This is a genomic window from Pseudomonas cannabina (assembly GCF_900100365.1).
Taxonomy (GTDB): domain Bacteria; phylum Pseudomonadota; class Gammaproteobacteria; order Pseudomonadales; family Pseudomonadaceae; genus Aquipseudomonas; species Aquipseudomonas cannabina.
Map to the genome: position 1 here is coordinate 1305020 of NZ_FNKU01000001.1, position 25694 is coordinate 1330713.

Sequence of the window (25694 nt, forward strand, 5' to 3'; positions counted from 1 at the left end):
TCGTCGCAGCCGATAGATCACAGGGTCTTGTCGCGACGATCCCAGAATGTTTGAGCTTGCTCGAAAGCCTCGTCGCGAGCGACACCCAGGCCGCGCAGGGCAAGCGCCACGGTTGAAATCAACGCCAGTTGCGGATAACTGTCCTCGATCTCGCCACGCCATAAGGCCAGCAGTTGCTGCGGTTCAAGGGTTGCTGGTTTGACGTGCCGACGCGGCGAGAGCGCCGGCCATTCCTCGTCCCAGGGCTGTCCGCCGGTGGTGCCATACAGATGGCTGATGGTGTCGGGGTTGATCTCGATTTCGCCGCCGTCACCTTTGACCACGATGGCGTTGTCGCCCAGCAAACTGCTGGCATCGCGATGCACGCTCTGATAGCCCGGATGAAAGATGCTCTGCAGGCCACAGCGTGCCTGTAACGGGTTGAGAATGCGCGCCAGCGAATGAATCGGAGAGCGCAGGCCCAATGTGTTACGTAAATCGATCATGCGTTGCAACTGCGGTGCCCAGTCGGCGAGCGGGATAAACGCCAGGTTTCCTTGATCGAGCGCGCTTTCGACGGCTGCCCAGTTACGGCACAGTGGAATATTCAGCAAGCCCAGCAGTTGCTCGGTGTACAGGCGCCCTGCGGTGTGCGCGCCGCCGCCGTGAAGAAGGATTTTCACGCCGTTCTGCGCTAGGCACTTGGCCGCCAGCAAGTACCACGGCAGATGGCGCTTCTTGCCTGCGTAGGTCGGCCAGTCGATATCGACCGCTATTGGCGGGGCGTTCAGGCGTTGGCGCAGTGCTTCAGTGAAGCCGGCCAGTTCCTCGGGGCTTTCTTCTTTGTGGCGCAGCAACATCAGGAATGCACCAAGCTGGGTGTCTTCGACCTTTTCGTCGAGCAGCATGCCCATGGCCTCCCGCGCTTCTTCGCGGGTCAGGTTACGTGCACCGCGTTTGCCTTTGCCGAGGATGCGCACGAAGGGGGCAAAAGGATGTTCTTCTGGCGTTTCGGTCACCAGTGGGGCGTAGTCGTTCATATGCAGTTGGTCGGCTTTGGCAGGCCCGCCAGCTTGGCGGCAAGTTTGGCAGGGGTGCCGTTGAACAGGCGGTTGAGGTGCAGGCTGTTGCCTTTCTCCACGCCCAGCTTCAGCGCAGTGTATTTGATCAATGGCCGAGTGGCCGGCGAGAGCTGAAACTCGGCGTAGAAATCCCGCAACAGCTGGAGGATTTCAATGTGTTCGGCGCTCAGGGCAATACCTTCCTCGGCTGACAAGGCCTGCGCAACGTCCATTGACCAGTCGTTGAGGTCCTGAAGACACCCGTCCTTGTCCAGATCGATGCTGCGGCCGTCGATGATCAACTGTTTCATAGCCAGGTATTGACCTTGTCGAAACGCAACGACAGCTCCACGAAGGCCGGGTAGTCGATGCTGTTAATGCCCGCAGCAAGCGGCAGATTGCGCGCCTTGACGTCTTCATCGAGCGCAAACAGCTGCGATGAGCCAATCAGGGCCTGCAGGCTCTGCCACTGAGTGCTGGTCGATGTCAGTGCATACGTGGCGTCGCCACACAGCAAAACGCCGTCATCGCCGCCAAGCAGACGCAAGCAGCTGTCCAGGCGGGTGTCGGCAAAGGGTGAATGAGAAACAACGTGCAAGGTAGCCATCAGATCGTAATCACCTCGTCATAGCGGTCAAACAGTGCCGACAACTCGGATCGTGCGGCCAACGGGTTGATTTCGTCACCCAGCGTGCTGGCTGAAATGCCGCGCTCAGCCAGGCTCTGCCCACAGGCATACAGATCTTCGACGCCGAACATCGATAACGCTTTAAGGTTTGCAGTCAGGTCCTTCTGTTGCAAGGCCCTCGGAGCCTGCTGCGGCGCTAACTGAAAAACACCGTCATCCATAAACAGCAGGCCGACCGGCAGATCGAACGCGCCGCCCGCCAGTACGATGTCCAGCGCTTCCCGGGCACCGGGACCGGACCACGGTGACTGACGGCTGACAATCAATAATGATCGAGGCATTTCACGGCCCTCCAAAGCAGATCAGGCGGTCAGCGGATTGCACGGCGTCATGCAACTGACCCAGCCCGGACAAATCCCACGGCTCAAGCAGATTCGCAGCTGGCCGCTGATAGCGCTCGGCTTCCTGGGCATTCAGTACGCCACGGCGCAACGCAGCGGCAATGCACACCACGCCGTCCAGATTGTGCTCGACGATGAAGTCGCGCCATTGCAGCGCCAGGTCCTGCTCGTCCTGAGGCGTCACGACGTTGGCCGACGCGCTGTGTACTCCGTCCTGATAAAAGAACAGCCGGACGATTTCATGACCGCCTGCAAGCACCGCCTTGGCGAACAGCAGCGCACGCCGCGAGGAGGGTGCATGCGCGGCGGAAAAAAGCGAGATGGCGAATTTCATGATCGGCTCTGCCAGCAAAACATGCGCAATGATAAAGAATTCGGGGGCGGGCGTGTGGGTTTGGCGAGATGAAGAAGGCGTTCATGCAATGAACGCCCGTTTTTCATGTGCGTAGTGCGCACCTGTTGAGTTGACTGGACGACATTGATAACAAAAAAGCATCAATCGATGAAAACGTAGCATTTATCTTTTCAAAGAGTGCCCGGCAGACTTCGCTTTCACAAGAGCCCCCACGGGGCTGTGTAATAAAAGGAAGCCGAACATGAAATCATCGCGTAAACATCAACTGGCTGTGCTTTTTCTGGGCTGCGTCGCAGTGAGCGCTGCGGCTCAGGCCGAACAACTCAAGGTCATGACGTCAGGTGGGTTTACCGCAGCGTACAAGCTGCTTGGGCCGCAATATGCGGCGTCTTCCGGGGATTCTCTGGACACCATACTCGGCCCCTCGATGGGCCAGGCGCCGGAGGCGATCCCGAATCGTCTGGCCCGTGGCGAGCATGCCGACGTGGTGATCATGGTCGGCTATGCGCTGGATGAGCTGATCAAACAAGGCAAGGTCGACCCCGCGTCGCGTGTCGAACTGGCCGATTCACGGATCGGCATGGTCGTGAAGCAGGGCGCTGCCAAACCCGCCATCGCTACCGACAGCGAGTTGAAGGAGACACTGCTCAACGCCAGATCGGTCGCTTATTCCGACAGCGCCAGCGGCATGTACATCGAGAAAGAACTGTTCAAAAAGCTCGGCATTCAGCAGCAGCTGGCGCCCAAGAGCGCGATGATCGAACGCATTCCGGTCGCCTCGGTAGTCGCCAAGGGTGATTACGAACTGGGCTTCCAGCAGGTCGCCGAATTGCTGCCGATTCCCGGCGTAACCTTCGTGGCGAAGATTCCCGAGGACGTGCAGTCGGTCACTCGTTACGCCGCGGGTGTCCCGGTCAATGCCGAGCATCCGAAGCAGGCCAGGGCGTTGCTCGACTATCTGGCATCACCCCAGGCACAGGCGACCGTGCAGTCAACGGGGCTGGATTCAGTGCCCCGCTGATCGGGACGGCATCTGCCTGACCAACCGTTCCAGCTCCAGCGCAGCGGGTGTCAGCGTTCGCCCGCGGCGCTTGATCACCCCGACGTTGCGGATCACCTCAGGCGCAACCAATGGCACGCTCACCAGAAACGGGTGGGCGGTCATCGGCATGGCAATCGAGGGCACCGCTGCCACCCCAAGCCCGGCTTCTACAAGGCCGATCATGGTCGTGACATGCCGCGTTTCGCAGATGCTGTCCCTGAGCGGGCGCGTGGGCGCCAGCGCCTTGTCCAGCACCAGTCTGTTGCCAGAGGTAATACCCAGGGAGATGTAGTCGTGGCGGTACATCTCCTCCCAACTGACGCTGTCACACAACGCCAGCGGATGATCGCGGCGACAGGCCATCACGTAGCGTTCCTGCAGAAGCTCTTCAAAGTCCACTTCCGGCGCCAGATTGCCGCTGAAACTCACCCCGAAGTCCGCTTCGCCCAGTGCAACGGCGCTATTGACCTCATTGGCGCTCGCGTCCAGTAACTTGATTCTGATTTTTGGAAACAGCTGATGGAACGTGCTGATCACCTGCGGCATGAAGTAATAGGCCGCCGAGGGCACGCACGCGATGGTGATATTGCCCATCCGGGTGGAGCCGACCGCACTGATCGTCATCAGTGCGCTGTCGAGATCGTCGAGGATGCGCTCGACCTGTGGCAGAAAGGCGCGACCGATGGTGGTTAGGCTGACCTTGCGCGTGGTGCGCTCGAACAGCTTCACATTCAGCGCCGACTCCAGCTTTTCTATCCGCCGACTGAGCGCCGGCTGCGTAATCTGCACGGTGTCGGCGGCCTTGTGAAAGCTGCCGGTCTCGACCACGGCCCGAAAAGCCTGAAGGTCGTTGAGATCGAAGTTGATGGGCATAAGGCAATCAGATCTATTGATGCGAGATGCGCATCAATATATCAGACCGCATGAGGCGGGTAGGGAGCGCGGCGATTATCCGGGGCCGCCCTGATTAGGCTCGGCAATAATCAGGACCTTCGCAAGCGCAATGGCTTTCGGGATATCCAGTTGGCTGGAAGCGAACGACTTGATCAGCAGCGATTTTGGCAGAGCCCAATCCCACTTCTCCCGGATCAGATTCTTTACATCCTTCAAAAGCGGCTCGACATCGTTGGCGTCCAGCTCGGCAATCCTGCCCAATGCTGCTAAAGCGCTTTCCCGAGAGGCACCTATTTCAAGAACCAGCCCCGAGCCTGTGCACATCACCCCGGACTGATTGAGCAAAAGGCACAGCGCGTCATTGGTGTAATCACCCGCCCAGGTCAGCAGATAGCTGCTTGAGGCCGAGCCGGTCAGATACTGGTCTGCCAACCCCAGCCTGTGAAATGCCTGACGTGCTTCTCCGAGCAGGGCTTGCGCATTGGCATCAATGAACGGGCAGGGATCGCTCTCTGCAAGTACGGCGCGCATCTCTTGCCTTACGCGGTCATGAATCTTGGCTCCGAGCCCATCGAATACGGGCGGCTCGCCGCCACGTGCAGGCATGACGACAATGACTTTCTTTTCCAGGTTTACATCCAGTACCTGCCAGCGTCGGCCGCCGAATATGATTCGTTGGCCAATGGTCAGCGGGCGGCTGACAGGAACGGACCCGAGCGGTTTGCCATCCCGGACCAGTCTGAACTCTTCATCGGTGGTAAATGCGCTGTAAAACTCGTAGTGATTGACCAGCTTCTCGCCAATTTCACCTGGCAGCAGCAGGCCCGAACTGTCCTGAACGATCAGTTTCTTTTCACCCAAAGTCTTGAGGAGGGTCATAAAGTCGGTTTTGCTGATGGCTGCAAATGTCCCGCTTGCGACCAGGCTACTCCATAGCTCTGTTGCACTGGCGCCGCCTTGCTGAGCGATCATCGACAAGCATTGCTGCACCAGTGTCGAGGCGTGCAGGCCGTTCGCTCTGGGTGGCTCAAACCATTTTTCGATCAACAACCGAATCATGGCGATTGTCTGTACGAGATTTTGCCGGAGTTGATCCGAGAGGTCTGATTCAGGTGTCAGGGTATTTTCCTGGCAGTAGGCGCGCAGTGTTGCGGGCTCTCCGTCACGGCGTCCTGATCGGCCCAGTCGCTGGCGCAGACTGGCTACCGATGGCGGCGGTCCGATCTGCGCAACGGCTTTGATGTTGCCGATATCGATACCCAGCTCAAGGGTCGTGGTACAGACAGCAGACGCGGTCGGGGTGCCCGCTTTCAATGCTCGCTCTGTGTCTTCACGCAAGTCTCTGGACAGGCTTCCGTGGTGCGGTAGAAATTCATTGGGCAGACCATCGTTTTCACACAAACGGCGCAGCCTGTCGGCGTACCACTCCACTTTGTCGCGACTGTTGGGGAAAATCAGGTTGTTGCTGCCGCGCAAAACCTTGTACAGGTGTGCCGCGATAGCGTGTCTGGTCCCGGATGCGTCCTCTTCTTCGTCATCGCCGTCTTTTGTTATGGACGTCTGCTTGTCTGCAACGAGCTTTTTCAGCGGCAGCATCGTATAGCCGCGCACTTGAACCTGGAGGTCTTGGCCCGTTGCTCGAGAAATGATTTCGTCCATGCGCCGGGTTTGTCCCGGACGCAGAAACTCGCGGGCGAGTGCCATTTCCCCCAAGGTCGCGGACAGACCTACACGCGGAAGTTTCCTGTTGGTAACGCTCTCGACCCGGTGCATCAGCGATTGCAGTTGCTTGCCGCGTTCACTGCCGATGAAGGCATGCAATTCGTCGATCACAATGTAACGCAGGTTGTGAAAAAGACCCGCCAGGGCCGAGCCGCGGTTGACGAACAAGGCTTCCAACGACCCTGGGGTAATGAGCAGAATGCCGCTGGGCGATTTAAGAAACTTATGCTTTTTGCTTGCTGATACATCGCCATGCCAGCCGACGACCGGAATTTCCAGTCGTTCGCACAGACGCGTCAATCTGTCCCACTGGTCGTTGATCAGGGCCTTCAGCGGGCTGATGTAAAGCACCGCGCCAGGCGGATCCGCGCTGTTGAGCAGGTTGGTCAGAATGGGTAAAAAAGCCGCTTCGGTCTTGCCTGCTGCCGTTGACGCCGCAATGATCACGTCACGATCAGCCTTGATCAAGGCAGGGATAGCCCATTCCTGAGCATCCCTGAGCGAGGTCCAGCCTTGGGACCACACCCATTGCTGTACATCGGGGTGAAGCTGTTCGAACGCCGATGAGTCAGAGCTTGAAACGGGTGAGTTCATCGTCGGCCTCTACGTTCAGATCGTTCTGTCCGCCGTCGTCTCTGGCAATCTCCACAGCGCCCAGAAGTGCTCTCCAGTCTGCGCCCGGATTTTGTTCCAGGACCGCCAGCAGGTTGATGAAAGCAGTAATGGTGGTCCGTGGCGTACGGAAGTAAGCCTCTCCAAGCCGCTGGCCACAGTGTTCGATGAAGACGGGGATCGCTTCATCCGGGAGCAGGTATTTTTCCGGATCGCCGTAGGCATAAACGTTGCGCAGATTCTGCAGGAGGACGTAGAAGTCCTCGGGAGTCAGGCTGGTCAGACGGATGACCGGGCCAGAAAGGTCGACATAACCTGTCTTGGCAAAGGTGTTTTCTGCCAGCCTGGACTGAAGGGCAGGATAGCTGTACAAGCCTCGGCGGGTATCCATCAGAAATTCCGGGGTACCGCCCAGAACAAAACCGAGTCCGTCCGTCGATCCTTGCAGAGAATCATTGAGGATGCGCAGGATCTGTTCGTAGTTCGCATTGCGTGCCTGGGTATTGGCAAGCTTGTACAGATTGACCAGTTCGTCCAGGCACACCATCAGCCCGCCGAAGCCTGCCAGGCGCACGAATCGGGAAAGCAGCTTGAGCTGATCGTAAACAGATGCATCATCAATGCAGCTTCTTACGCCAAGCGCCGCACGCGCATCCGTCTTCGTAGTGAACTCGCCTCTTAGCCAGCGAATGGCGTCGGCTTTGAGCTTTTCGTTACCTTCATCAAAGCCACGGCAGTAGGCGGCAATGACTTCGGCAAAATCATAACCGTTGACCATTTCGGTCAGCTCGGCGAGGTACTGACGGATCACTGTCTCGCTGTCGATGCCCTTGCTCCGGGCTTCGGTTTTAGCCTGGGAAATGAATTTTTCCACAATGCCCTGAAGCGCGCCGCCATCCGGTTTGGTGCGTGTGGACATGTTTTTGGCAAGCTCGGCGTAAAGCGAGCGCGCCTGGCCGCCCGAAGCGTGCAAACGCCGGTCGGGGTTGAGGTCGGCGTGCATGGTTACCAGCTTGCGCTCCATCGCAATGCCTCTGACCAGATTGAGGAAGAATGTCTTGCCTGCGCCATATTCGCCGATAACGACGCGGAATGCGGAGCCACCCTCGGCCAGGCGGCCGACATCCTTTATAAGGGCGCCCAGTTCACCGACCCGGCCTACCTGTATCAGGTGCTGTCCGACACGAGGAACAACCCCTGCGCGCAGTGACTGAATGACCGCATCGCGATCCTTGGCTCGTATCGTACTCATAGAGTTAGCTCGCTTAAGATATCCGGGTTGATTTCGATCGGGTCATCGCCCTCGGAAACCGGCATGTCGAACAGATCGAATGCCATGTCGTTGATCTGCTCCAGTGCGCCATCGAGCATCAGGTCCATGTCGGCCGTTGCGTTTTCCAGTGCTTGTCGAGTCCATTCCTGGCGCGAGACCAGTAAGCGCAAGAACGCAGAGTGCCCGGCATCGAGCCCGTAAAGATGTATATCTGTGCTGGAAGCGCTGTGCGCGGAGGGTTCTGCGCTGGTCTGCACGTCTTCCTGTTCCTCCTCCAGACCGTCTCGAAAGACGTCAGCCAGAAGCGCCGATACCGCAGCCGTCTCACGTTGCAGCCGAGCGATCTTGTTCATGTCCAGCACGATTCCGGAGCCCGGCTTTTTGATGTCGGATCCTGTCGGAACGAGTGCAGCCGGACCTGCCGAGACTGTTGCGAAACGCGAACTGGCCGCAGCAACATGAAGGTCGCTGTACAGCGCTTGCGAATCGAGTTGAAGTGCCTTGTAAATACGTTCCAGCGATCTGACTTGCTCAGGCGTGACCGGCCCGTCAGCATGGGCGAGATAGGTCAGACAACACACGATGGCCTGTTTTTCATCTGGCGTGAGCGCGCCCAGCTTTCTTTTCAGGCTGGCCAAGGGAGGCGGTTGCCGCAATTGCATCAACAGGTAGGCCCCAAGACGTTTTCGGTGCGCGCTGCTCAAATGGGTCCACGAATCGATATGCTGTTCAAGCGCTGCGACTGCGGGTTGGCTCGTTTTTCCATTAACGATTATAACGATGCTGGCCAGATCCAGCGTGACGACAGCGGCGGCGTAGGCGGCGGTCACGCGTGACATACCGGCGTCAGGCTCCGTCGCGAACAGAACGATGTTGTCATCGGCTTTAGGTGCGCGGCTGCCAGCCAGCACATCTGGCTCCATGCCGATGTTTATGTCCCCAAGAATTTTTGTCAGCGCGACGATCTGGTTGCGTGCCTGAGCACCGTCGGAATTGAAGCGTGCAGCCAGCTCGTCAAGCGTCATCAGAATCGCGCCGGTGCCAACGTCCGATTGAAGTCGTTGCAGCTCATGCTTTGAGTCGTCAGGCCATAGCGATGGCGGCAGCAGCAACAACGCGTCCAAGGCATCATGCATGTCGACATTATCGGCGTTGCGCCCTATGTAACGACTGAATGGCGCCAATACTGCAGTGCATGCCTGGACGAGAAGTTGAAGTTTTTTACGAGTGCCAGACGTCATGCTGACATCCGGCAGATCGCCTGTCGCTATTCTCGGTACATTGAGGAAGGGCGAAGACGGGTTATAGCCGATCCAGCGTCTGGCCTTGTTGTTCGGGAGCTTCAGGCCGTCAGGGAATTGCTTTTCGTATTCTGCCGTGAACAGGCGCTGGAACAGGTCCATGCACCTGGCGACAGGTTTACCGCGCGAGATAGCTGGATCCGTCAGGGCCCACGCCAACGCCCAAGCCGCATTCAAAGGGTATTTGTCGATGGCCATCTGGCCCAGGGCGACGCGCAACATCATTGGCATTTCATAGGCATCATATGATTCCATCGGCGGTTGGCGCAGATACATCCGCTCCGAGATGGCCTCCATGTTCAGGTATTCAAGAAGCTTTGAGGCTTGATTGAAAAACGAAAAATCCCGGTGATAAAGCGCCTTCACAGACTGTGTGAAAACACACTGATGAAGGCCCAAGCAAACGCCCCGACTTGTTCGGGGCGTTTTTTTTGTATTGGCAGCAGACGAAAAAAATGTCCGCTCAGCCCATCAAAGCCATCAGATGGCGCACACCGAGCACTTTAATCGCTCGTTTCAGGTTATAGGCATTCACCGCCAAGGCCATTTCAGCTTTTGTACCCTCCAGTTGTCGCAGCAAGAAACGGCCATTACCAAATAGCCATTGCTTGAGGTTGCCGAAGGGGTGCTCAACGATGGATCTTCGGTTGGCCATCATCTCAGGATGCGCCTGCATTCTTTGCTCCATCCGCTCGAAAGCCTCTTCATGGGCATGTCGTGAGACATAACGGCGCCGGGCTCGAGTGCATTGCGTTTTCAGCGCGCAGTTGGCGCAGTCATCGACCTCAGCCTGATAGATCCGATCACCTTTGTTGTGCTGTTTTAGCGTTAACCATTTGCCTGCCGGACACTGGAAACGATCGTGTCCGGTCTCATAGATAAAGTCTTTTCGCTCAAAGAGCTGCTCTTCCTGACTGCCAGGGTTTTTCGAACGATTGGGCGGTACATAGGCCGTAATCGAAGCATCCTCGCAGGCCTGAAACTGCTTGCCATTGGAGTAGCCGGCATCGGCAGTGACCGTCAGATCATCTTGCTGTAACTCTGCTTTGGCGGCCTTGGCCATCGGCTCCAGTTGCTTTCGGTCATCGCCATCTTGGGTGACCTCATGATGCAAAATCAGGCAATGCTCGGCGTCCACGACGGTTTGCACGTTGTAGGCCACACGTGGCCCTTTGGCCGTGCGCATCATTCGGGCATCGCTTTCATGGGTGTTGAACTGCTCGATGCCCATCGAACGCATCAGTGCCTGGCAACTCTGATTATCCTGTTGTCGAGCCTCAAGCTGTGCCAGGGCTACCTTGATTGCGCTGCGATCAATTGAATCTGTGGTTTCAGCCTTGTCGGCCTCATCCAGCTCGGCCAGATACTGAGCGATGCGCTTATCCAGTTTTTCTTCCTGGCGCTTGAGCTGCTTCAAATTCACATGACGCCGTGAGGATGCGACCGCCTGAAACTTGCTGCCGTCGATGGCCACCAACTCACCGGCGATCAAGCCTGCCGTGCGACAAAACCGAACGAAAGCACGGCAGGTCGCGATGAAGGCGGGTTTATTGTTCTTGCGAAAATCGGCGATGGTCTTGAAGTCGGGCTTGAGCCGGTTGATCAGCCACATCACTTCGATGTTGCGCTGACACTCGGCTTCAAGACGTCGCGATGAGCGAATCCGCTGAAAATAGCCGTAGAGGTAGAGTTTTAGCTGATCGGCGGGATCATAAGCAGGGCGCCCCGTGCTTTTTGGAATCGCTTTATCGAAGCCCAGTTGCACCAGATCGAGCCTGGCAACGTACAGGTCAATGACACGAACGAGGTGATCCTCGGGGATCAACTCTTCCAGCGAGACCGGGAATAGGCTGGTCTGGCTGCGGGACTCACCTTGGATGTAGGCCATAACGAAAAATGCTCTGTATCTTTCGATACGGAGCATTTTCTTTGAGCGCTGCGCAGATTGCTAGGTTTTCACACAGTCTGTTCAGGCGATTTATTTCTTCTTCGATCAGTGGAGTGTCTTCTCGTGCATCAGCCTCAGAGAGGGTGTCAATAAGCACGCGTCGTTCAAGACCGTGGAAAAACATGAACCCATAACCGTTGGGCACTTCCGGATCGCAACGACCTCCCGCCAGCCATTGCAGATAGCCTCGACGTGCCTCCGGTTCAAGGTCTTTGTAAGTGGACCAGTAGAACACCAGCCTGGCTGCGGGGTGAGCGCTGGAACTCGCTATCGGCAGGGAGGTATCGATGAACGAGGGCTCGGACTGCCTGTATTCTGCGTGTTCCGTCCCTATGTAGAGCATGCCACCTGGCAACGTGCTTCCAGCGATGGTGACGGGCTCGCCCGGACGCAGCCATCTTGCTGTCAGCGGGCGATCAGTTGCTTTGGGAATGTTGAAGGAGCTGCTGCCAGGCGAATCATGCCTGTCGGTAAAGAACTCTGACTCGCTCTTCTGGTGGGAGGGTTGCCGGGAGTAGGGGAGAGGCACTTGCTCTAACGTCTGATCAGGCTGTGGTTGAGTACCGCCAACGAGGCGGGTGGATTCTCTGCTGAAACGCGCATAGCGGCCTATCGCGAAGTTGGCAGGGTCTTCGCTCCCGGAAGTCGTCATCCGACTATGATCGGGATGAGGCCGGGTGCCGCCTACGAGCGTGTCAGAGGCTCGACTGAAGCGGGCATATCGACCGATCGCAAGCGTTTCAAGCGCTACATCGATACCGCGCATCTGAGCAGTTGCCGACACTGAATCGTGTTCGCAAGCCTCGGCATTGCCACGATTCTCGTCCGACTGGAGAGATGGGTCTCCAGCAAGAGGGGAGCGCGTTCGAGTGGGTGCCATCGGGATCTTCCATGGTTCATCAGCTGGCAAACTGGCAGTATCCACACTTTGTCAGCGCGGGCCAAGCACGGGCGTGTGCTTCCCCGTTTGCGTTTTCCGGACCCCGGAAACGACAAAGCCCTGAATAATCAGGGCTTTGCGCTTTCAAATATGGCGGAGGCATAGAGATTCGAACTCTAGGACCTGTTACAGTCGGCAGTTTTCAAGACTGCTGCCTTAAACCACTCGGCCATACCTCCACTTCGTTGCGGGCGCCATAATACCGGAATGAAACAAGCTGTCAAACTCTGTGACTAGCCAGTTGCAGCGCCTCTGTTATGATCTTTGCAACTCAACATTTCAACAGGAAGGAGTTTCGCCATGCGCGAACAGGATTACAGCCTTAAAACCGGCATGCAGGCCGACCAGCTCGAGGTTAGTCGTGTCCTGCGCAACACATATGGTCTTCTCGCTCTGACGCTGGCGTTCAGCGGTGTCATGGCCTTTGTCGCTCAGCAGATGCGTGTCGGCTACCCGAACATCTTCGTGGTGCTGATCGGCTTTTATGGTCTGTTCTTCCTGACCAACAAGCTGCGTGATTCGGTCTGGGGGCTGGTTTCGACATTCGCCCTGACCGGCTTCATGGGTTTCCTGCTGGGCCCGATCCTCAATCGTTATCTGGGCATGGCGGGCGGTGCTGAAGTGGTCAGCTCCGCTTTCGCGATGACCGCACTGGTGTTCGGTGTTTTGTCGGCCTATGTGCTGATCACCCGCAAGGACATGAGTTTCCTGGGTGGTTTCATCACCGCCGGTTTCTTCGTCCTGCTGGGTGCGGTGCTGGCCAGCATGTTCTTCCAGATCAGCGGGCTGCAACTGGCGATCAGCGCAGGATTCGTACTGTTCTCGTCGGTCTGCATTCTGTTCCAGACCAGCGCGATCATTCAGGGTGGCGAGCGTAACTACATCATGGCGACGGTCAGCCTGTATGTATCGATCTACAACCTGTTCGTCAGCTTGCTGCAAATCTTCGGCATCATGAGCCGCGACGACTGATCCGGATGATCACGGCGGCCTGAGCGTTCAGGTCGCTTCGCTGCAAACAGAAGCCCCGACTTGTCGGGGCTTTTGCTTTTCTGCGATTTGAAAAACATCAGGGTGCTGGCGTCAGTCTGGTTTTCACCCTTCTGGCGTGTCAGTCAAAGTCAGCCACACCGCGTCATCCAGTCCCGTCCAGAGCGTTAATATTCTTTGACCGATCAGTCATCTTTATCAAGATTGTTACAGTCTTATCAGGCGTTTATCGATTTTTCATCATCACTGAAACAAATATCAGACTATTCCCCAGAGTTTGTGGGTGTTTCGACGTTTTGGCCAATTGACATCACGGAACAGGGATAGACACATTTTTTCAGGATGTGTCAGTTTTGTTACGCAACACAAAGGCGAGTGACAGGATTTCCTCGCCACAGGTGGAGTCCTGTCGTACCAATCTGTTCTATCAGCAAACAAGGAAGTGTCATGACGAAAGTCAAAGAAAATGCTGCAATTCAACTCTCTGCTGCTACCAGCAGTTCCTACGACCAGATCAATACGTTCGCTCACGAGTATGACCGTGGTGGCAACCTCACGATCAACGGTAAGCCGTCTTATTCGGTCGATCAGGCTGCCAACTACATTCTTCGCGATGATGCCTCCTGGGCGGACCGCGACGGTAACGGCACCATAAACCTCACTTACACCTTCCTGACTGCCAAGCCTGCCGGTTTTGACAACTCGCTGGGGACGTTCAGCGCGTTCAACGCGCAGCAGAAAGCTCAGGCAGTGCTGTCGATGCAATCCTGGGCCGATGTTGCCAAGGTCAGTTTCACCCAGGCCGCTTCCGGCGGTGACGGGCATATGACCTTCGGTAACTACACTGATGGCAGCAGCGGCGGGGCGGCTTTTGCTTATCTGCCCAGCGGCAACAGCCGCACTGACGGTCAGTCCTGGTATCTGATCAACAGTTCCTACCAGCAAAACGTCTCCCCGGACAACGGCAACTACGGTCGTCAAACGCTGACGCATGAAATCGGTCACACCCTGGGCTTGTCTCATCCTGGTGATTACAACGCTGGCGAGGGCAACCCGACTTACAACGACGTCAGCTACGCCGAAGACACGCGCGGTTACAGCGTCATGAGTTACTGGAGTGAATCCAATACCTGTAGCGGCCTGCAATCGAAATGGCCCGGACCTGCAATCATCGCGTTTTTCGACCAGGATTGATTGCATCTATCCGAGCCAGCAAACCGGGATTATTTGCGAATGAACCTGCGTTCATCTGGTTCGACCTGCAATCGATTGTCATGAACCGGAATTATTTGCGAGTGATCGCCCGCCGCTTATGTCTCATTTGAGCACACCCTTGTGAGACGTATGGCCGAGACGCTTTTTGCGTCTCAATAGGGCGGCTTTTAATTTTTGATACAGTACGTTCACAAATTCTAGAGTCTAAAGAGACAAACTTGACGATGGCACCTTACGGAGGTAAGAGGTTGGAGCTTCCAACAGCAGCGCTACCGGGCTACCGGACTGAATCGTGTGATCGCAGTACAGGGTGCGGAGCAATGAAACAGAAAGTGCACTAAGCCGAGTGCATCCGCGTAAACCCCGCTAAAATCATCGGTTTTCAGTCGCATTTAATCCTGGTCGGCCGCTCTCGATTGCAGGTCGAAGTGGGTGGATGCAGGTTCGTTTGCAGTCAATGCTGGTTCGCGGTGCCGGATAGACGCAATTAATCCCGGTCGAAAAACGCGATGATTGCAGGTCCGGGCCATTTCGATTGCAGGTCGTTACAAATACCGACCAGAACTTCGTCAAGGGCGGCGCTGCGTCGTATTCCTCGGCTCCGTTGCTGGACGATATTGCGGCAGTTCAGCAGCTCTATGGCGCAAACATGAGCACGCGTGCCACCGACACGGTCTACGGCTTCAACTCCACCACCGGACGGGATTTCTATAGCGCCACGTCTGCCGCTTCCAAAGTGGTGTTCTCGGTGTGGGACGGCGGGGGCAAGGATACCCTCGACTTCTCGGGCTTCACCCAGAACCAGAAAATCAACCTCAACGCCGCCTCGTTCTCGGACGTCGGTGGCATGGTGGGCAACGTTTCGATTGCCAAAAACGTTGTGGTTGAAAACGCCATCGGTGGCTCAGGCAATGACTTGTTGATCGGCAACTCCGCTGCAAACGACCTCAAAGGGGGTGCCGGTAACGACATCATCTACGGTGGCGGCGGCGCCGACAGTCTGACCGGTGGCGCAGGTGCTGACATTTTTGTGTTCGGTGCCAGCTCCGACTCCAATCATGCCGCTCAGGATACGATTCGTGATTTTGTCAGTGGTCAGGACAAAATCGACGTATCGGCCATCTCCACGCTGAGCGCGTTGCAGTTCGTCAAGGCCTTCAGCGGTCATGCGGGTGAAGCGATCCTGAACTACAACCAGAGCAGCAATCTGGGTAGCCTGGCCATCGACTTCACAGGGCAGGGACTGGGTGACTTCTTGGTAGGGACGGTTGGTCAAGCGTTCGCTACGGATATCGTGGTTTAATCTGTAACATTCATGGGCGGCTGTTTCTGCCGCCCATGATCCGGAATGTACCCCTTCATGAATATCAATCACGTTGTTCGAATCGTGCCAATTGCTTTTGCGCTGCTGGCAGGGATTTCTGGAGCAAGCATGGCCATGAGTTTGAAACTGCCCAACCCTGCCGAGCTTAGTGGCAAGTGGCAACTTTCTGTTCAAGGGAAAGCAGGAGGTGCCTGCCAGCTTCATCTGAATACCGAAGCTCCGCAGTTGAGTGGTGATCTGGCGTGTGCGGTGCAGTGGTTGCACGAAGTGCCTGATGGCTGGTTTCCGACTCCGGATGGTCTGGCGTTCACCGACAAGGAAGGCAATCGCCTGATCCACCTCAGCAAAACAGGGTCGCAGACTTATGAAGCACGTTTGCCCGGTGGTGAAGTGCTGATCCTTGGACGGCTCGCCGAATAAGCATTCACGGACGTACACGCGTTATTTGACAAAAATCACGGACGTCGCCCCGCCACAAGCAAGATCATCAAGGAACAACCATGAGTGCGTTGCCCCGTAGCGCCCAGCCGCCGCTTTATAAAGCGCTGGCGGATTACAAGAGCGCGTTGATCGGCGTCGGTTGTTTTACCGCGCTGATCAACGTATTGATGCTCGCCCCGTCGATTTACATGCTGCAGGTCTACGACCGTGTCTTGACCTCGCAGAATCAGACCACATTGGCCATGCTGACCCTGATGGTGGTCGGATTCTTTGCCTTTATTGGCTTGCTGGAAATGATCCGCAGCTTTGTGGTCATCCGCATTGGCAGCGAGCTGGAAAAGCGTTTCAATCTGCGTGTCTACCAGGCTGCGTTCGAGCAACCTGCACGCCGGGCAACGTCAGGCCGGCCAGGCGCTCGGCGATCTGTCCTTTATCCGCCAGTTCCTCACCGGCCCTGCGTTGTTTGCATTCTTCGACGCGCCCTGGTTTCCCGTTTATCTGGCGGTGATTTTTCTGTTCGATCCCTGGCTGGGCGTGCTGGCCAGCGTCGGCACGGTGCTGCTGGTCGCGCTGGCGTGCCTGAATGAATGGCTGACCCGTAAGCCATTAGCCGAGGCCAGTGGTTATTCGCAGCAGTCTGCGCAATTGGCGACTCGTCATCTGCAACAGGCCGAGGCCATTCAGGCCATGGGCATGCTGGAGGCGTTGCGACGTCGCTGGTTCTCCGTGCACGGGCGCTTTCTGGCGCTGCAGAACCGCGCCAGCGACACCGGCGCGGTGATCAGCTCGATCAGTAAAGCGCTGCGTCTGTGTCTGCAATCGCTGGTGTTGGGGCTGGGCGCACTGCTGGTGATCCGTGGCGACATGACGGCCGGGATGATGATCGCCGGTTCGATCCTGATGGGACGCGTTCTGAGTCCCATCGACCAGTTGATTGCCGTCTGGAAACAATGGAGTTCCGCACGCCTGGCTTACGGGCGCCTCGATCAGTTGCTCAAGACTTACGCCGAACCTGCGCCGCGCATGCCGCTGCCGGCACCGCGCGGTCAGATCACCGCAGAGCAGGTCAGCGCCGCACCTCCGGGCAGAACCTCGCCGACGGTGCAACAAGTGAGTTTTCAGTTGCAGGCCGGGGAGGTGCTTGGCGTGCTGGGCGCGTCCGGCTCTGGCAAGTCGACCCTCGCCCGAGTGCTGGTGGGGGTGTGGCCGTTGCTCGGCGGCACGGTGCGGCTGGACGGTGCTGACATGCATCGCTGGGATCGCGAGGCGCTTGGGCCCTACATCGGTTATTTGCCGCAGGACATCGAACTGTTCAGTGGCACCGTGGCCGAGAATATTGCGCGTTTCCGTGATGACGACGGGACTGCGGTGGTGGCTGCCGCGCGACTGGCGGGTGTGCATGAGCTGATTCTGCGCCTGCCGCAAGGTTACGACACGCGCTTGGGCGATGATGGCGGCGGTTTGTCTGGTGGCCAGAAACAGCGCGTTGCGTTGGCTCGGGCGTTGTATGGCGAACCACGACTGGTGGTCCTGGACGAACCCAACTCCAATCTGGATGCCGCTGGTGAAGCGGCGCTCACCCAGGCAATCGGTGAACTCAAAGCCCGAGGCTGCACGGTAGTGCTCGTGACTCACCGTACGCCTTCATTGACTCAGACCGATCGACTGCTGGTACTGAGCGAAGGTCGCATGCAGGCCTTCGGGCCAACGGCGCAAGTCCTTCAGGCGCTGTCAGGACAGGCACCGCAGGCGCAAACCGCCGAGCCACAACCGCAACCCCGTCCGGTGCCGACCGGGATTTCCATGAGCCGCCAGTACGGCGCCCAGAACAGGCAGACCGACGTATGAGCTGCTCTCTCGACAATCATTACGTCGTGCCCGGCAAGGAACGCGGCGTGCATTTTTTCGTCCGCGCAGGCTGGATTCTGATGCTGGCAGGGGCTGGCAGCTTTTTTCTCTGGGCAAGTCTGGCACCGCTGGACCAAGGCATCGCCGTGCAAGGGACGGTGGTGGTCTCGGGCAAACGCAAGGCCGTGCAGTCGCTGGATGGCGGCGTGGTGAGCAAAATCCTCGTCAGCGAAGGCCAGTTGGTAAAAGAAGGCGAACCGCTGTTTCGCCTCGATCAGACACAGGTCGAAGCCGACGTGCAGTCGTTACGCGCTCAATACCGCATGGCGTGGGCGAGTCTGGCCCGCTGGCAAAGCGAGCGCGACAATCTGCATGAGATCAACTTCCCCGCAGAACTGATCGCCGCCGGACAAGGGCAAGACCCCGATCCACGATTGGCACTGGTGCTTGAAGGGCAGCGGCAATTGTTCAGCAGTCGTCGACAGGCCCTGGCGCGTGAGCAGTCGGGTTTGCAGGCGAGCATCGAAGGTGCCGGGCTGCAACTCAAGGGCATGCGCCGGGCGCGTCTGGACCTGCAGGCCCAGGCCGACTCGCTACGCCAGCAGTTGAGCAACCTGCAGCCGCTGGCGCAAAACGGTTTTATCCCGAGCAACCGGTTGCTGGAATTTCAGCGTCAGTTGTTGCAGGTGCAGCAGGACCTGGCGCAGAACGCCGGTGAAACCGGGCGAATCGAGCAGTCGATCATCGAGTCGCGGCTGCGTCTGCAGCAGCAGCGCGAGGAGTATCAGAAAGAGGTGCGCAGCCAGTGGGCCGACGCGCAGGTCAAGGCGCTGACGCTTGAGCAGCAACTGGCCTCGGCGGGTTTCAGCCTGCAGCACAGCGCAATTCTGGCGCCTGCCGATGGCATCGCCGTCAACCTGAGCGTGCACACCGAAGGCGCGGTGGTTCGTGCTGGCGAAACGCTGTTGGAAATCGTGCCGCAAGGCACCCGTCTGGAGGTCGAAGGGCGTTTGCCGGTGCAGTTGATCGACAAGGTCGCCAGCCACTTGCCGGTGGATATTCTGTTCACGGCGTTCAATCAGAGCCGCACTCCGAGGGTGTCCGGTGAGGTGAGCCTGATTTCCGCTGACCAGATGCAGGACGAAAAAACCGGCCAGCCGTACTACGTATTGCGCACCTCGGTTGGCGATGCGGCGCTGGAAAAACTCAACGGTCTGGTGATCAAGCCGGGTATGCCGGCTGAGATGTTCGTGCGCACGGGCGAACGCTCGCTGCTCAATTATCTGTTCAAACCGTTGCTGGACCGTGCCGGCTCCGCGTTGACGGAGGAATAGAATGTCTGCTTATCCTCTGAAAGCCGCTTTACTGACGGCCATTTTGCTGGGCGGGCTGCTGGGTGCGGTTTCCGCCAGCCATGCGATGGGCCCGTTCGAGGTCTACGAGCTGGCGCTGCACAACGATCCGACCTTCCTCGGCGCGATCAAGGAGCGTGACGCAGGGCTGGAAAACCGCGTGATCGGGCGTGCCGGATTGTTGTCTCGTGTTTCGTACACGTACAACAAGGGTCGCAACGACTCCAGGGCCACCCTCAAGGGCGGCCGCGAAGACACCACGGATCATCGCCATTACAACAGCTTCGGTTCGAGCCTGACGATTCAACAGCCGCTGATCGACTATGAGGCCTACGCCAATTACCGCAAGGGCGTGGCTCAGGCGCTGTTTGCCGACGAGACCTTTCGCAGCAAGAGTCAGGAATTGCTGGTGCGGGTCCTGACGTTGTACACCCAGGCCCTGTTCGCTCAGGACCAGATCAACATCGCCCGTGCCAAACAACAGGCCTTCGAGCGTCAGTTTGCGCAGAACCGGCAGATGTTTCAGCAGGGTGAGGGCACACGCACCGATATTCTCGAAGCGGAATCGCGCAATGAGCTGGCGATTGCCGAGCAGATCGAAGCGACTGACGAGCAGGACGCGGCCTTGCGCGAGCTTGGCGCGTTGCTGGGAGAGCCGGGCATTGACGTTGCTCGGCTGGAGCCGCTGAAAGACAGTTTTCAGGCCTTGGTGCTGGCACCCTCCAGTGATACCGAATGGCATGCATTGGCCTTGGCCAACAGCCCGATTCTGGCGTCGCAGCGTCAGTCGCTGGAAGTAGCGCGGTATGAGGTGGAGCGCAATCGCGCCGGTCATTTACCGACGGTCAATGCTTACGCGAGCATTCGTCAGAACGAGTCCGACAGCGGCAATACCTATAATCAGCGTTACGACACCAACACCGTCGGCATCGAACTCAGCCTGCCGCTGTACGCCGGGGGCGGTACCAGTGCCTCGGTGCGTCAGGCCAACAGCAAGCGTGAGCAGGCCGAATACGAGCTGGAGGGCAAGACTCGCGAAACCCTGATCGAGGTACGGCGGCAGTTCAATGCCTGCGCGTCGGGTGTGAGCAAGCTGCGGGCTTATCAGAAAGCGCTGGTCTCGGCGCAGGCGCTGGTCGAGTCCACGCGGCAGAGCATTCTCGGCGGCGAGCGCGTCAATCTGGATGCGCTCAACGCCGAGCAGCAGCTTTACAGCACTCGGCGCGACCTGGCAAAGACCCGCTATGACTACTTGATGGCGTGGATCAAGTTACATTACTACGCAGGCACCTTGCGCGACACCGACCTGGCACATATCGACGACGCGTTCGTGTTGTCGCGCTGAGCGCGCGGGTTACACCGTTGTGGCGAAGCGTTGCAGCGAGAACGCCGAAAGGTCTGCCTCGCTCTCGCCGTGAATGCAGCGCTGCGCCAGCGCCAGCCCGAGTCCGGCCGAGTGCTTGAAGCCGTGACCGGAGCAGGCTGAGACCACGGTCACGTTTTTCAGCTGCGGATGCTCGTCAATGATGAAGTGGTAATCCGGCGTGACGGTATAGGCACATACCGATGACTTGACCACTGTCGGCGTCAGTCCGGCGACCTTTCCCTGTACCTGGGTCCGAAACATCTCCTGTTCCTCCTGCGTCGAGATGGTGCGATCCAGCGTGCCCGGCATCGACACGTCCTGGTACTGTTCAGTGGCGATTTTCATGCTGTGTTCGCCGTGCAGTGGCGGAAAACCGTAGCTGACGTCAACTTCGCCCGGCCCGTGGGTCAGGATGAAGCTCGGCGAGGCCGGTGCGAAGCGCGCGTCTTCCTGTAACCCGAACCAGAACAGCTTTTGCCGACAGACCCTGAGCAAATCGCTGAAAGGGGCGCCCAGCAGTTCAGACGACCACATGCCGGCGCTGACCACCACCTTGTCGGCAATGATCGTGCGCTGGTCAGTGGTTATCTGCACCTGTTCACCGTGGTTCTGCAATTGCAAGACCGTTTCACCGGTCAGCAGTCGCGCGCCGTGCTGCCTGGCCAGCTTGAGTTGCGCAGCGATGCAGCGCTCCGGCCGGACAAAGCCGCCTGCCGGTTCAAAGTAGCCGACGGCGGTGTCCAGCACGAAGGAGAACTGCGGGAAGCGTTCGCGGATGGCAGCCGCATCGAGGACCTCGTGCTCGACGCCATACGCACGCGCCAGCGCAATGGTCATGTGGGTGAAGTCTTTGCTGTCCGCAGGGTCGTAACTCGGGCTGGACGTCATCACCAGCACTCCGCACTGCTCGAACAGCGATTCACCAGTCAGCGCCTCCAGCTCACGCCAGATGTCGTGCGAACGGCGTACCAACGGCAGATACTGCGGACCCTCACCCACTGACAGACGCGTGATGCGCGTATCACCATGGCTGGAGCCATACGTATGCGGCGGATCATGTCGGTCAATGCCGATTACGTCGATTCCGGCCCTGGTCAGTTGATAGACAGTGGCCGCACCCATGGCACCCAGGCCAAGCACGGCCACCTTGCAACGCTGATCCATTTGCTGTGCACCTCGAAAAAAGCAACCATTTCAGGGGGATGGGTGTTTCGAATCAACAGTCAATCAGGCCTAAGCATATGTCAAAGCGCCGTCTCTCTGCGCGACACAGATTTCGACGCTCGCCAAAAAATTTACGCTTGCACTGCTCAGGGTTTTTAAGTTCCGGAATCAGTGAAAAGTTGTCCACGGAAATCGTGGGTATGTCTGTGGGTAACTTTTTGAAACCCTTGTTGCACGTGGCTTACAGCTGTGTGGTTAATTTATGAACAGCCTGTGAATTGCACTTCTATTGTGCTTCGGCCAGAGGGCAAAAAGGGGTCTGTTGCACGCGACGGTGCGCACAAAAGCACAAATATTTTTCATTCAGCCCACGCGTATTTTTTTTAAAAAAAAACGCCACCCTCATCGGGTGGCGTCTTTTGTCATTTCAGAGACTACGGGTCAGCCATTACACGACAGGCTGATCGCTCCACTCGCCGTTGACCAGGCGACGCAGGCCCAGCGGGTTGGCGTTTTGCAGGGCAGGCGGCAACTGGCTGTCGGCCAGGTTCTGATAGCAGACCGGGCGCAGGAAGCGGTCGATGGCCAATGTGCCGACCGACGTGCCGCGCGCGTCCGAGGTCGCCGGGTACGGGCCGCCGTGGACCATGGCTTCGCACACTTCAACACCGGTCGGGTAGCCATTGAACAGGATGCGGCCGACTTTTTCTTCCAGAATCGGTTGCAGCCAGCTGTACTGGCTCAAGTCCGCCGGCTCGCCGATCACGGTTGCTGTCAGCTGACCGCGCAGGGCTTGCAGTGCATCCTTGAGCTGCGCGTCATCCGCGACCTCAATGATCAGCGTGGTCGGGCCGAAGACTTCTTCCTGCAACAGCTGATCGCCATTGAGCAGCAGGCTGACGTCAGCCTTGAACAGCTGCGCCTGAGCCTGTTTGCCTTCTTGCGGCTTGCCGGCCAGGTGAGTCACGCCAGAGTGCGACAGCAGATGCTCGACGCCTTTGCTGTAGCTGCGCAGACCGCCAGCATTAAGCATGGTCTGCGGCGCCTGACTGCCCATCTGTTCGGTCAATTGCTCGACGAACGTCGAAAATTCAGGCGAGCGCAGGCCAATGACCACGCCCGGATTGGTACAGAACTGGCCTGCACCCATCACCACCGAGCCGGCCAGCTCCTTGGCCACGGTTTCGCCACGCGCCTTCAACGCGCCAGGCAGCAGCACGACCGGGTTGATGCTCGACATCTCGGCAAACACCGGAATCGGCTGCGCACGTTCGGCAGCCATTTTGCACAGCGCGTTACCGCCGTTGAGCGAGCCGGTGAAACCTACGGCCTGAATGGCCGGGTGCTTGACCAGACCTTCGCCAACGCCGTTGCCGAAGATCATGTTGAACACGCCTTTTGGCATCTGCGTGCGTTCCGCCGCGCGGATGATAGCACTGGCCACCAGATCGGCGGTCGCCATGTGACCGCTGTGCGCCTTGAAGACCACCGGGCAACCGGCAGCCAGTGCCGCAGCGGTATCGCCCCCGGCCGTGGAGAAGGCCAGCGGGAAGTTGCTGGCACCGAACACGGCCACCGGGCCGACGCCGATGCGGTACTGGCGCAGGTCAACGCGCGGCAGCGGCTTGCGATCCGGCAGCGCCAGGTCGATGCGCGCGCCGACGAAATCACCACGTCGCAACACTTTGGCAAACAAGCGCATCTGGCCGCTGGTGCGACCGCGTTCCCCCTGAATGCGCGCCTGAGGCAGGGCCGTTTCCTGACAGACGATGGCGACGAAATCGTCACCCAACTGGTCGAGTTCATCAGCAATGGCGTCAAGGAAATCAGCGCGACGGGCCGGGCTCAGTTGACGGAACTCAGGAAATACAGCTTTGGCTGCCAGCGCAGCGGCGTCGATTTCGCCGTCAGTAGCCTGGTGAAAGCTGTAAGGCAGTTCTTCACCAGTGGTGGCATCCAGGCTCTTCTGCAGGCTTTGGCCGAGGGCACTGCGGCCGCCTGCGATGAAGTTCTGGCCGAGAATGTTAGGCATCGGTATCTCCTGTTGTTTGAAGTGGGAGGCGGGTGCCGAAGAGGTCCGGACCGTGCGCTCCTTTATGGGTTGCCGAGTTGCTTTGCGGGTTGTCGTCGATGCGGCTTGCCTGAAGCAGACCAGCATCAATGTATTTATCAGTGGGCAGTCATCGTACAACCTGCGTCGCTGCCGACGCAACTGCCAGGCTGGGGTTGTTCAGCGCATTGCACTCGTTGTTATAGCCTATCGACGAGGCAGGCATGCTCATGCTGAACACACTTTATGACCTTTTCAGGTGCTGCAAGGCATCAAGTACCTGGCGCAGTGCGCGGCTGACCGGTTTGTCCTGACGCAGCGCGATGCCTAGCGTGCGGCTGAGCCCCGGCGTCAGTGTGTGCACGTCCAGCCCGCGACGATGATGGGCGGCAGTGACCGCCATGCGCGGCACAACGCTGTAGCCCAGACCGGCCGCGACCATTTCCTTGATCGCTTCGATACTCCCCAGCTCCATGACCGGTTTGACGCGAATTCCCGCCTGCAAGAACCATTCGTTGATCAGCAGGCGCGTGCTGCTGCCTGCTTCGAACACCACCAGCGGCAACCCGCTGAGGTAGTCGGGCGTCATGCTGACGGGCGGTGGCTGCTGGCCTTCGGCGAAAATCGCCACGAATTCATCTTCAAGCAGCGCTGTGATGTACAGACTGCGTCCCGAGGCGGGCAGGGTGACCAACGCCAGGTCCAGGCGGTTCTCTTCCACGGCCTTGAGAATGCCATCGGTGTTACCGGTGCTGACTCGCACATCCAGCTCAGGGAAGTCTCGACGTAAAGCCCGCAACAACGGCGGCAATAAATGAATGCAGGCAGTTGCGCCAGTGCCGATGGCGATTTTTCCGGCGACGCCGCTGGCATGGCTGGACAAGTCTTGCAGAGCGTCTTCGACCACCGCATCAATGCGAGCGATATGCGCCAGCAGCGTATCGCCCGCCGAAGTGGGTTTGAGGCGCTTGCCGACACGCTCGATCAGTTGTAGGTTCAATTGCTCCTCCAGCTGCCGCACGTGCAGGCTGACTGCTGGCTGGGTCAGGTGCAGGTGTTCTGCGGCTGCAGAGAAACTGCCATGGGCGATGACCAGCGAGAAGGTGTGCAGGTGATTGAGGTTCAGTCGACGCATGGCAAAGTAATTCTTATGCTGAGGATGATGAATCATAGCTTTTTTAATGTCGGGCTGAGCGGCATGATTGCTGCCATCTACCTTTATCTGAGCAAGAGCCCGGCCATGACCCCGACATTTACATTGCGTGACGCTCACGACAACGATATGCCTGCCGTCCAGGCGATCTACGCGGACCATGTTGTGCACGGGATTTCCAGTTTTGAACTGCAACCACCCGATCTGGCCGAATTGCTTCAGCGTCGCGCACAGGTACTGGCCAAAGGTCTGCCTTATCTGATCGCGGAGCGCGCAGGAGAGGTGGTCGGCTATGGCTACGTCACGCCTTATCGACCTCGTCCGGCCTATCGTTTCACAGTGGAGGACTCGGTGTACGTACGTGACGGCATGGGCGGCCTCGGCATTGGGCAGGCGCTGCTGGGCGAACTTGTGCAGCGCTGCGAGCAGGGCGGCTGGCGGCAGATGATCGCGGTGATCGGCAATAGCGAAAACATCGCTTCGCTGCGCTTGCATGAGCGCCTGGGGTTTTGTCGGGTCGGGGTCTTCGAGTCGGTCGGCTTCAAGCACGGCCGCTGGGTGGACACTGTGCTGATGCAGCGGGCGCTGGGCGAAGGACCGGACAGCGTTCCTGCCGACCGGATCTGACGGTGGTG

General features: G+C 58.2%; 20 protein-coding genes, 1 tRNA gene and 3 pseudogenes. 9 read left to right on the top strand and 15 right to left on the bottom strand.

Annotated features, from left to right (window positions below; all coding sequences use genetic code 11):
* Positions 1-17 precede the first annotated feature (17 nt).
* The 5 genes from BLT55_RS06170 to tusD are packed head-to-tail and all read right to left on the bottom strand — an operon-like array spanning position 18 to position 2403.
* The gene (locus tag BLT55_RS06170) at positions 18-1019 is read right to left on the bottom strand and encodes a glycosyl transferase family protein (protein ID WP_055000829.1); all 1002 of its coding nucleotides are present in this window, start codon (positions 1017-1019) and stop codon (positions 18-20) included.
* Positions 1016-1351 (bottom strand): TusE/DsrC/DsvC family sulfur relay protein, encoded by a 336-nt coding sequence (locus tag BLT55_RS06175; protein WP_055000828.1) that lies wholly within the window; start codon positions 1349-1351, stop codon positions 1016-1018. Before BLT55_RS06175 ends, BLT55_RS06170 begins: the two co-directional genes overlap by 4 nt.
* A complete protein-coding gene (gene tusB / locus BLT55_RS06180; protein WP_055000827.1) occupies positions 1348-1647 on the bottom strand; it encodes a sulfurtransferase complex subunit TusB in 300 nt (99 codons plus the stop codon). The genes BLT55_RS06175 and tusB overlap by 4 nt, the downstream gene beginning before the upstream one ends.
* Positions 1647-2009, bottom strand: a complete 363-nt coding sequence (tusC, locus tag BLT55_RS06185; protein WP_055000826.1) for a sulfurtransferase complex subunit TusC — start codon at positions 2007-2009, stop codon at positions 1647-1649. The genes tusB and tusC overlap by 1 nt, the downstream gene beginning before the upstream one ends.
* A gap of 1 nt (position 2010) precedes the next feature.
* Positions 2011-2403, bottom strand: a complete 393-nt coding sequence (tusD, locus tag BLT55_RS06190) for a sulfurtransferase complex subunit TusD (RefSeq protein ID WP_055000847.1) — start codon at positions 2401-2403, stop codon at positions 2011-2013.
* A 262-nt stretch (positions 2404-2665) separates the two neighbouring features.
* Here tusD and BLT55_RS06195 point away from each other — a divergent pair, with 262 nt between their 5' ends.
* The gene (locus BLT55_RS06195; RefSeq protein WP_055000825.1) at positions 2666-3445 is read left to right on the top strand and encodes a substrate-binding domain-containing protein; all 780 of its coding nucleotides are present in this window, start codon (positions 2666-2668) and stop codon (positions 3443-3445) included.
* Here the strand turns inward: BLT55_RS06195 and BLT55_RS06200 are convergent.
* The 7 genes from BLT55_RS06200 to BLT55_RS06230 form a co-directional block, all read right to left on the bottom strand.
* Positions 3431-4339 carry a LysR family transcriptional regulator gene (locus BLT55_RS06200; RefSeq protein WP_055000824.1) on the bottom strand — a complete coding sequence of 303 codons (909 nt, stop codon included), beginning with the start codon at positions 4337-4339 and terminating at the stop codon, positions 3431-3433. The two genes, BLT55_RS06195 and BLT55_RS06200, sit on opposite strands and share 15 nt — an antisense overlap.
* Positions 4340-4414: 75 nt before the next feature.
* Positions 4415-6607, bottom strand: a complete 2193-nt coding sequence (locus BLT55_RS06205; RefSeq protein ID WP_055000823.1) for a DEAD/DEAH box helicase — start codon at positions 6605-6607, stop codon at positions 4415-4417.
* Between the two features lie 43 nt (positions 6608-6650).
* The gene (locus tag BLT55_RS06210; protein ID WP_055000822.1) at positions 6651-7946 is read right to left on the bottom strand and encodes an ATP-binding protein; all 1296 of its coding nucleotides are present in this window, start codon (positions 7944-7946) and stop codon (positions 6651-6653) included.
* Positions 7943-9667, bottom strand: a complete 1725-nt coding sequence (locus BLT55_RS06215) for a tellurite resistance TerB family protein (protein WP_244158995.1) — start codon at positions 9665-9667, stop codon at positions 7943-7945. The genes BLT55_RS06210 and BLT55_RS06215 overlap by 4 nt, the downstream gene beginning before the upstream one ends.
* A 64-nt stretch (positions 9668-9731) precedes the next feature.
* On the bottom strand, positions 9732-11156 hold the full coding sequence (locus BLT55_RS06220) for an IS1182-like element ISPsy6 family transposase (RefSeq protein WP_055001182.1): 1425 nt from the start codon (positions 11154-11156) through the stop codon (positions 9732-9734).
* A complete protein-coding gene (locus BLT55_RS33880; protein ID WP_244158996.1) occupies positions 11137-11982 on the bottom strand; it encodes a TerB N-terminal domain-containing protein in 846 nt (281 codons plus the stop codon). Before BLT55_RS33880 ends, BLT55_RS06220 begins: the two co-directional genes overlap by 20 nt.
* 265 nt (positions 11983-12247) lie before the next feature.
* A tRNA-Ser gene (locus BLT55_RS06230) sits at positions 12248-12335 on the bottom strand.
* 121 nt (positions 12336-12456) lie between these two features.
* Here BLT55_RS06230 and BLT55_RS06235 point away from each other — a divergent pair.
* The 7 genes and pseudogenes from BLT55_RS06235 (at position 12457) to BLT55_RS06270 (ending at position 20671) form a co-directional block, all read left to right on the top strand.
* Entirely contained in the window at positions 12457-13128 is a 672-nt protein-coding gene (locus tag BLT55_RS06235; protein WP_055001382.1) for a Bax inhibitor-1/YccA family protein, read from the top strand.
* Between the two features lie 465 nt (positions 13129-13593).
* Positions 13594-14277, top strand: a pseudogene (locus BLT55_RS06240) (matrixin family metalloprotease); the annotation flags it as partial.
* 631 nt (positions 14278-14908) lie between these two features.
* Positions 14909-15664: pseudogene (locus BLT55_RS06250) on the top strand (M10 family metallopeptidase C-terminal domain-containing protein); the annotation flags it as partial.
* Positions 15665-15721: 57 nt separating this feature from the next.
* Positions 15722-16105, top strand: a complete 384-nt coding sequence (locus BLT55_RS06255; protein ID WP_074801295.1) for a protease inhibitor Inh/omp19 family protein — start codon at positions 15722-15724, stop codon at positions 16103-16105.
* Positions 16106-16185: 80 nt separating this feature from the next.
* Positions 16186-17974, top strand: a pseudogene (locus BLT55_RS06260) (type I secretion system permease/ATPase).
* On the top strand, positions 17971-19308 hold the full coding sequence (locus BLT55_RS06265) for an HlyD family type I secretion periplasmic adaptor subunit (RefSeq protein ID WP_054999654.1): 1338 nt from the start codon (positions 17971-17973) through the stop codon (positions 19306-19308). The pseudogene BLT55_RS06260 and the gene BLT55_RS06265 overlap by 4 nt, the downstream one beginning before the upstream one ends.
* Position 19309: 1 nt before the next feature.
* Positions 19310-20671 (top strand): TolC family outer membrane protein, encoded by a 1362-nt coding sequence (locus BLT55_RS06270; RefSeq protein ID WP_054999653.1) that lies wholly within the window; start codon positions 19310-19312, stop codon positions 20669-20671.
* A 9-nt stretch (positions 20672-20680) separates the two neighbouring features.
* Here the strand turns inward: BLT55_RS06270 and solA are convergent, their stop codons facing one another.
* The 3 genes from solA to BLT55_RS06290 form a co-directional block, all read right to left on the bottom strand.
* Positions 20681-21856: an N-methyl-L-tryptophan oxidase gene (solA, locus tag BLT55_RS06275; protein ID WP_054999652.1), complete on the bottom strand. Its 1176-nt coding sequence runs from the start codon at positions 21854-21856 to the stop codon at positions 20681-20683.
* A gap of 448 nt (positions 21857-22304) precedes the next feature.
* Positions 22305-23888, bottom strand: coding sequence for an aldehyde dehydrogenase (NADP(+)) (locus tag BLT55_RS06285; protein ID WP_054999651.1), 1584 nt, complete (start codon positions 23886-23888; stop codon positions 22305-22307).
* Positions 23889-24150: 262 nt separating this feature from the next.
* Positions 24151-25041, bottom strand: coding sequence for a LysR family transcriptional regulator (locus tag BLT55_RS06290; protein ID WP_054999657.1), 891 nt, complete (start codon positions 25039-25041; stop codon positions 24151-24153).
* Positions 25042-25146: 105 nt separating this feature from the next.
* Between BLT55_RS06290 and BLT55_RS06295 the strand changes: the two genes are divergently transcribed.
* Entirely contained in the window at positions 25147-25686 is a 540-nt protein-coding gene (locus BLT55_RS06295; RefSeq protein ID WP_054999656.1) for a GNAT family N-acetyltransferase, read from the top strand.
* Positions 25687-25694 lie beyond the last annotated feature (8 nt).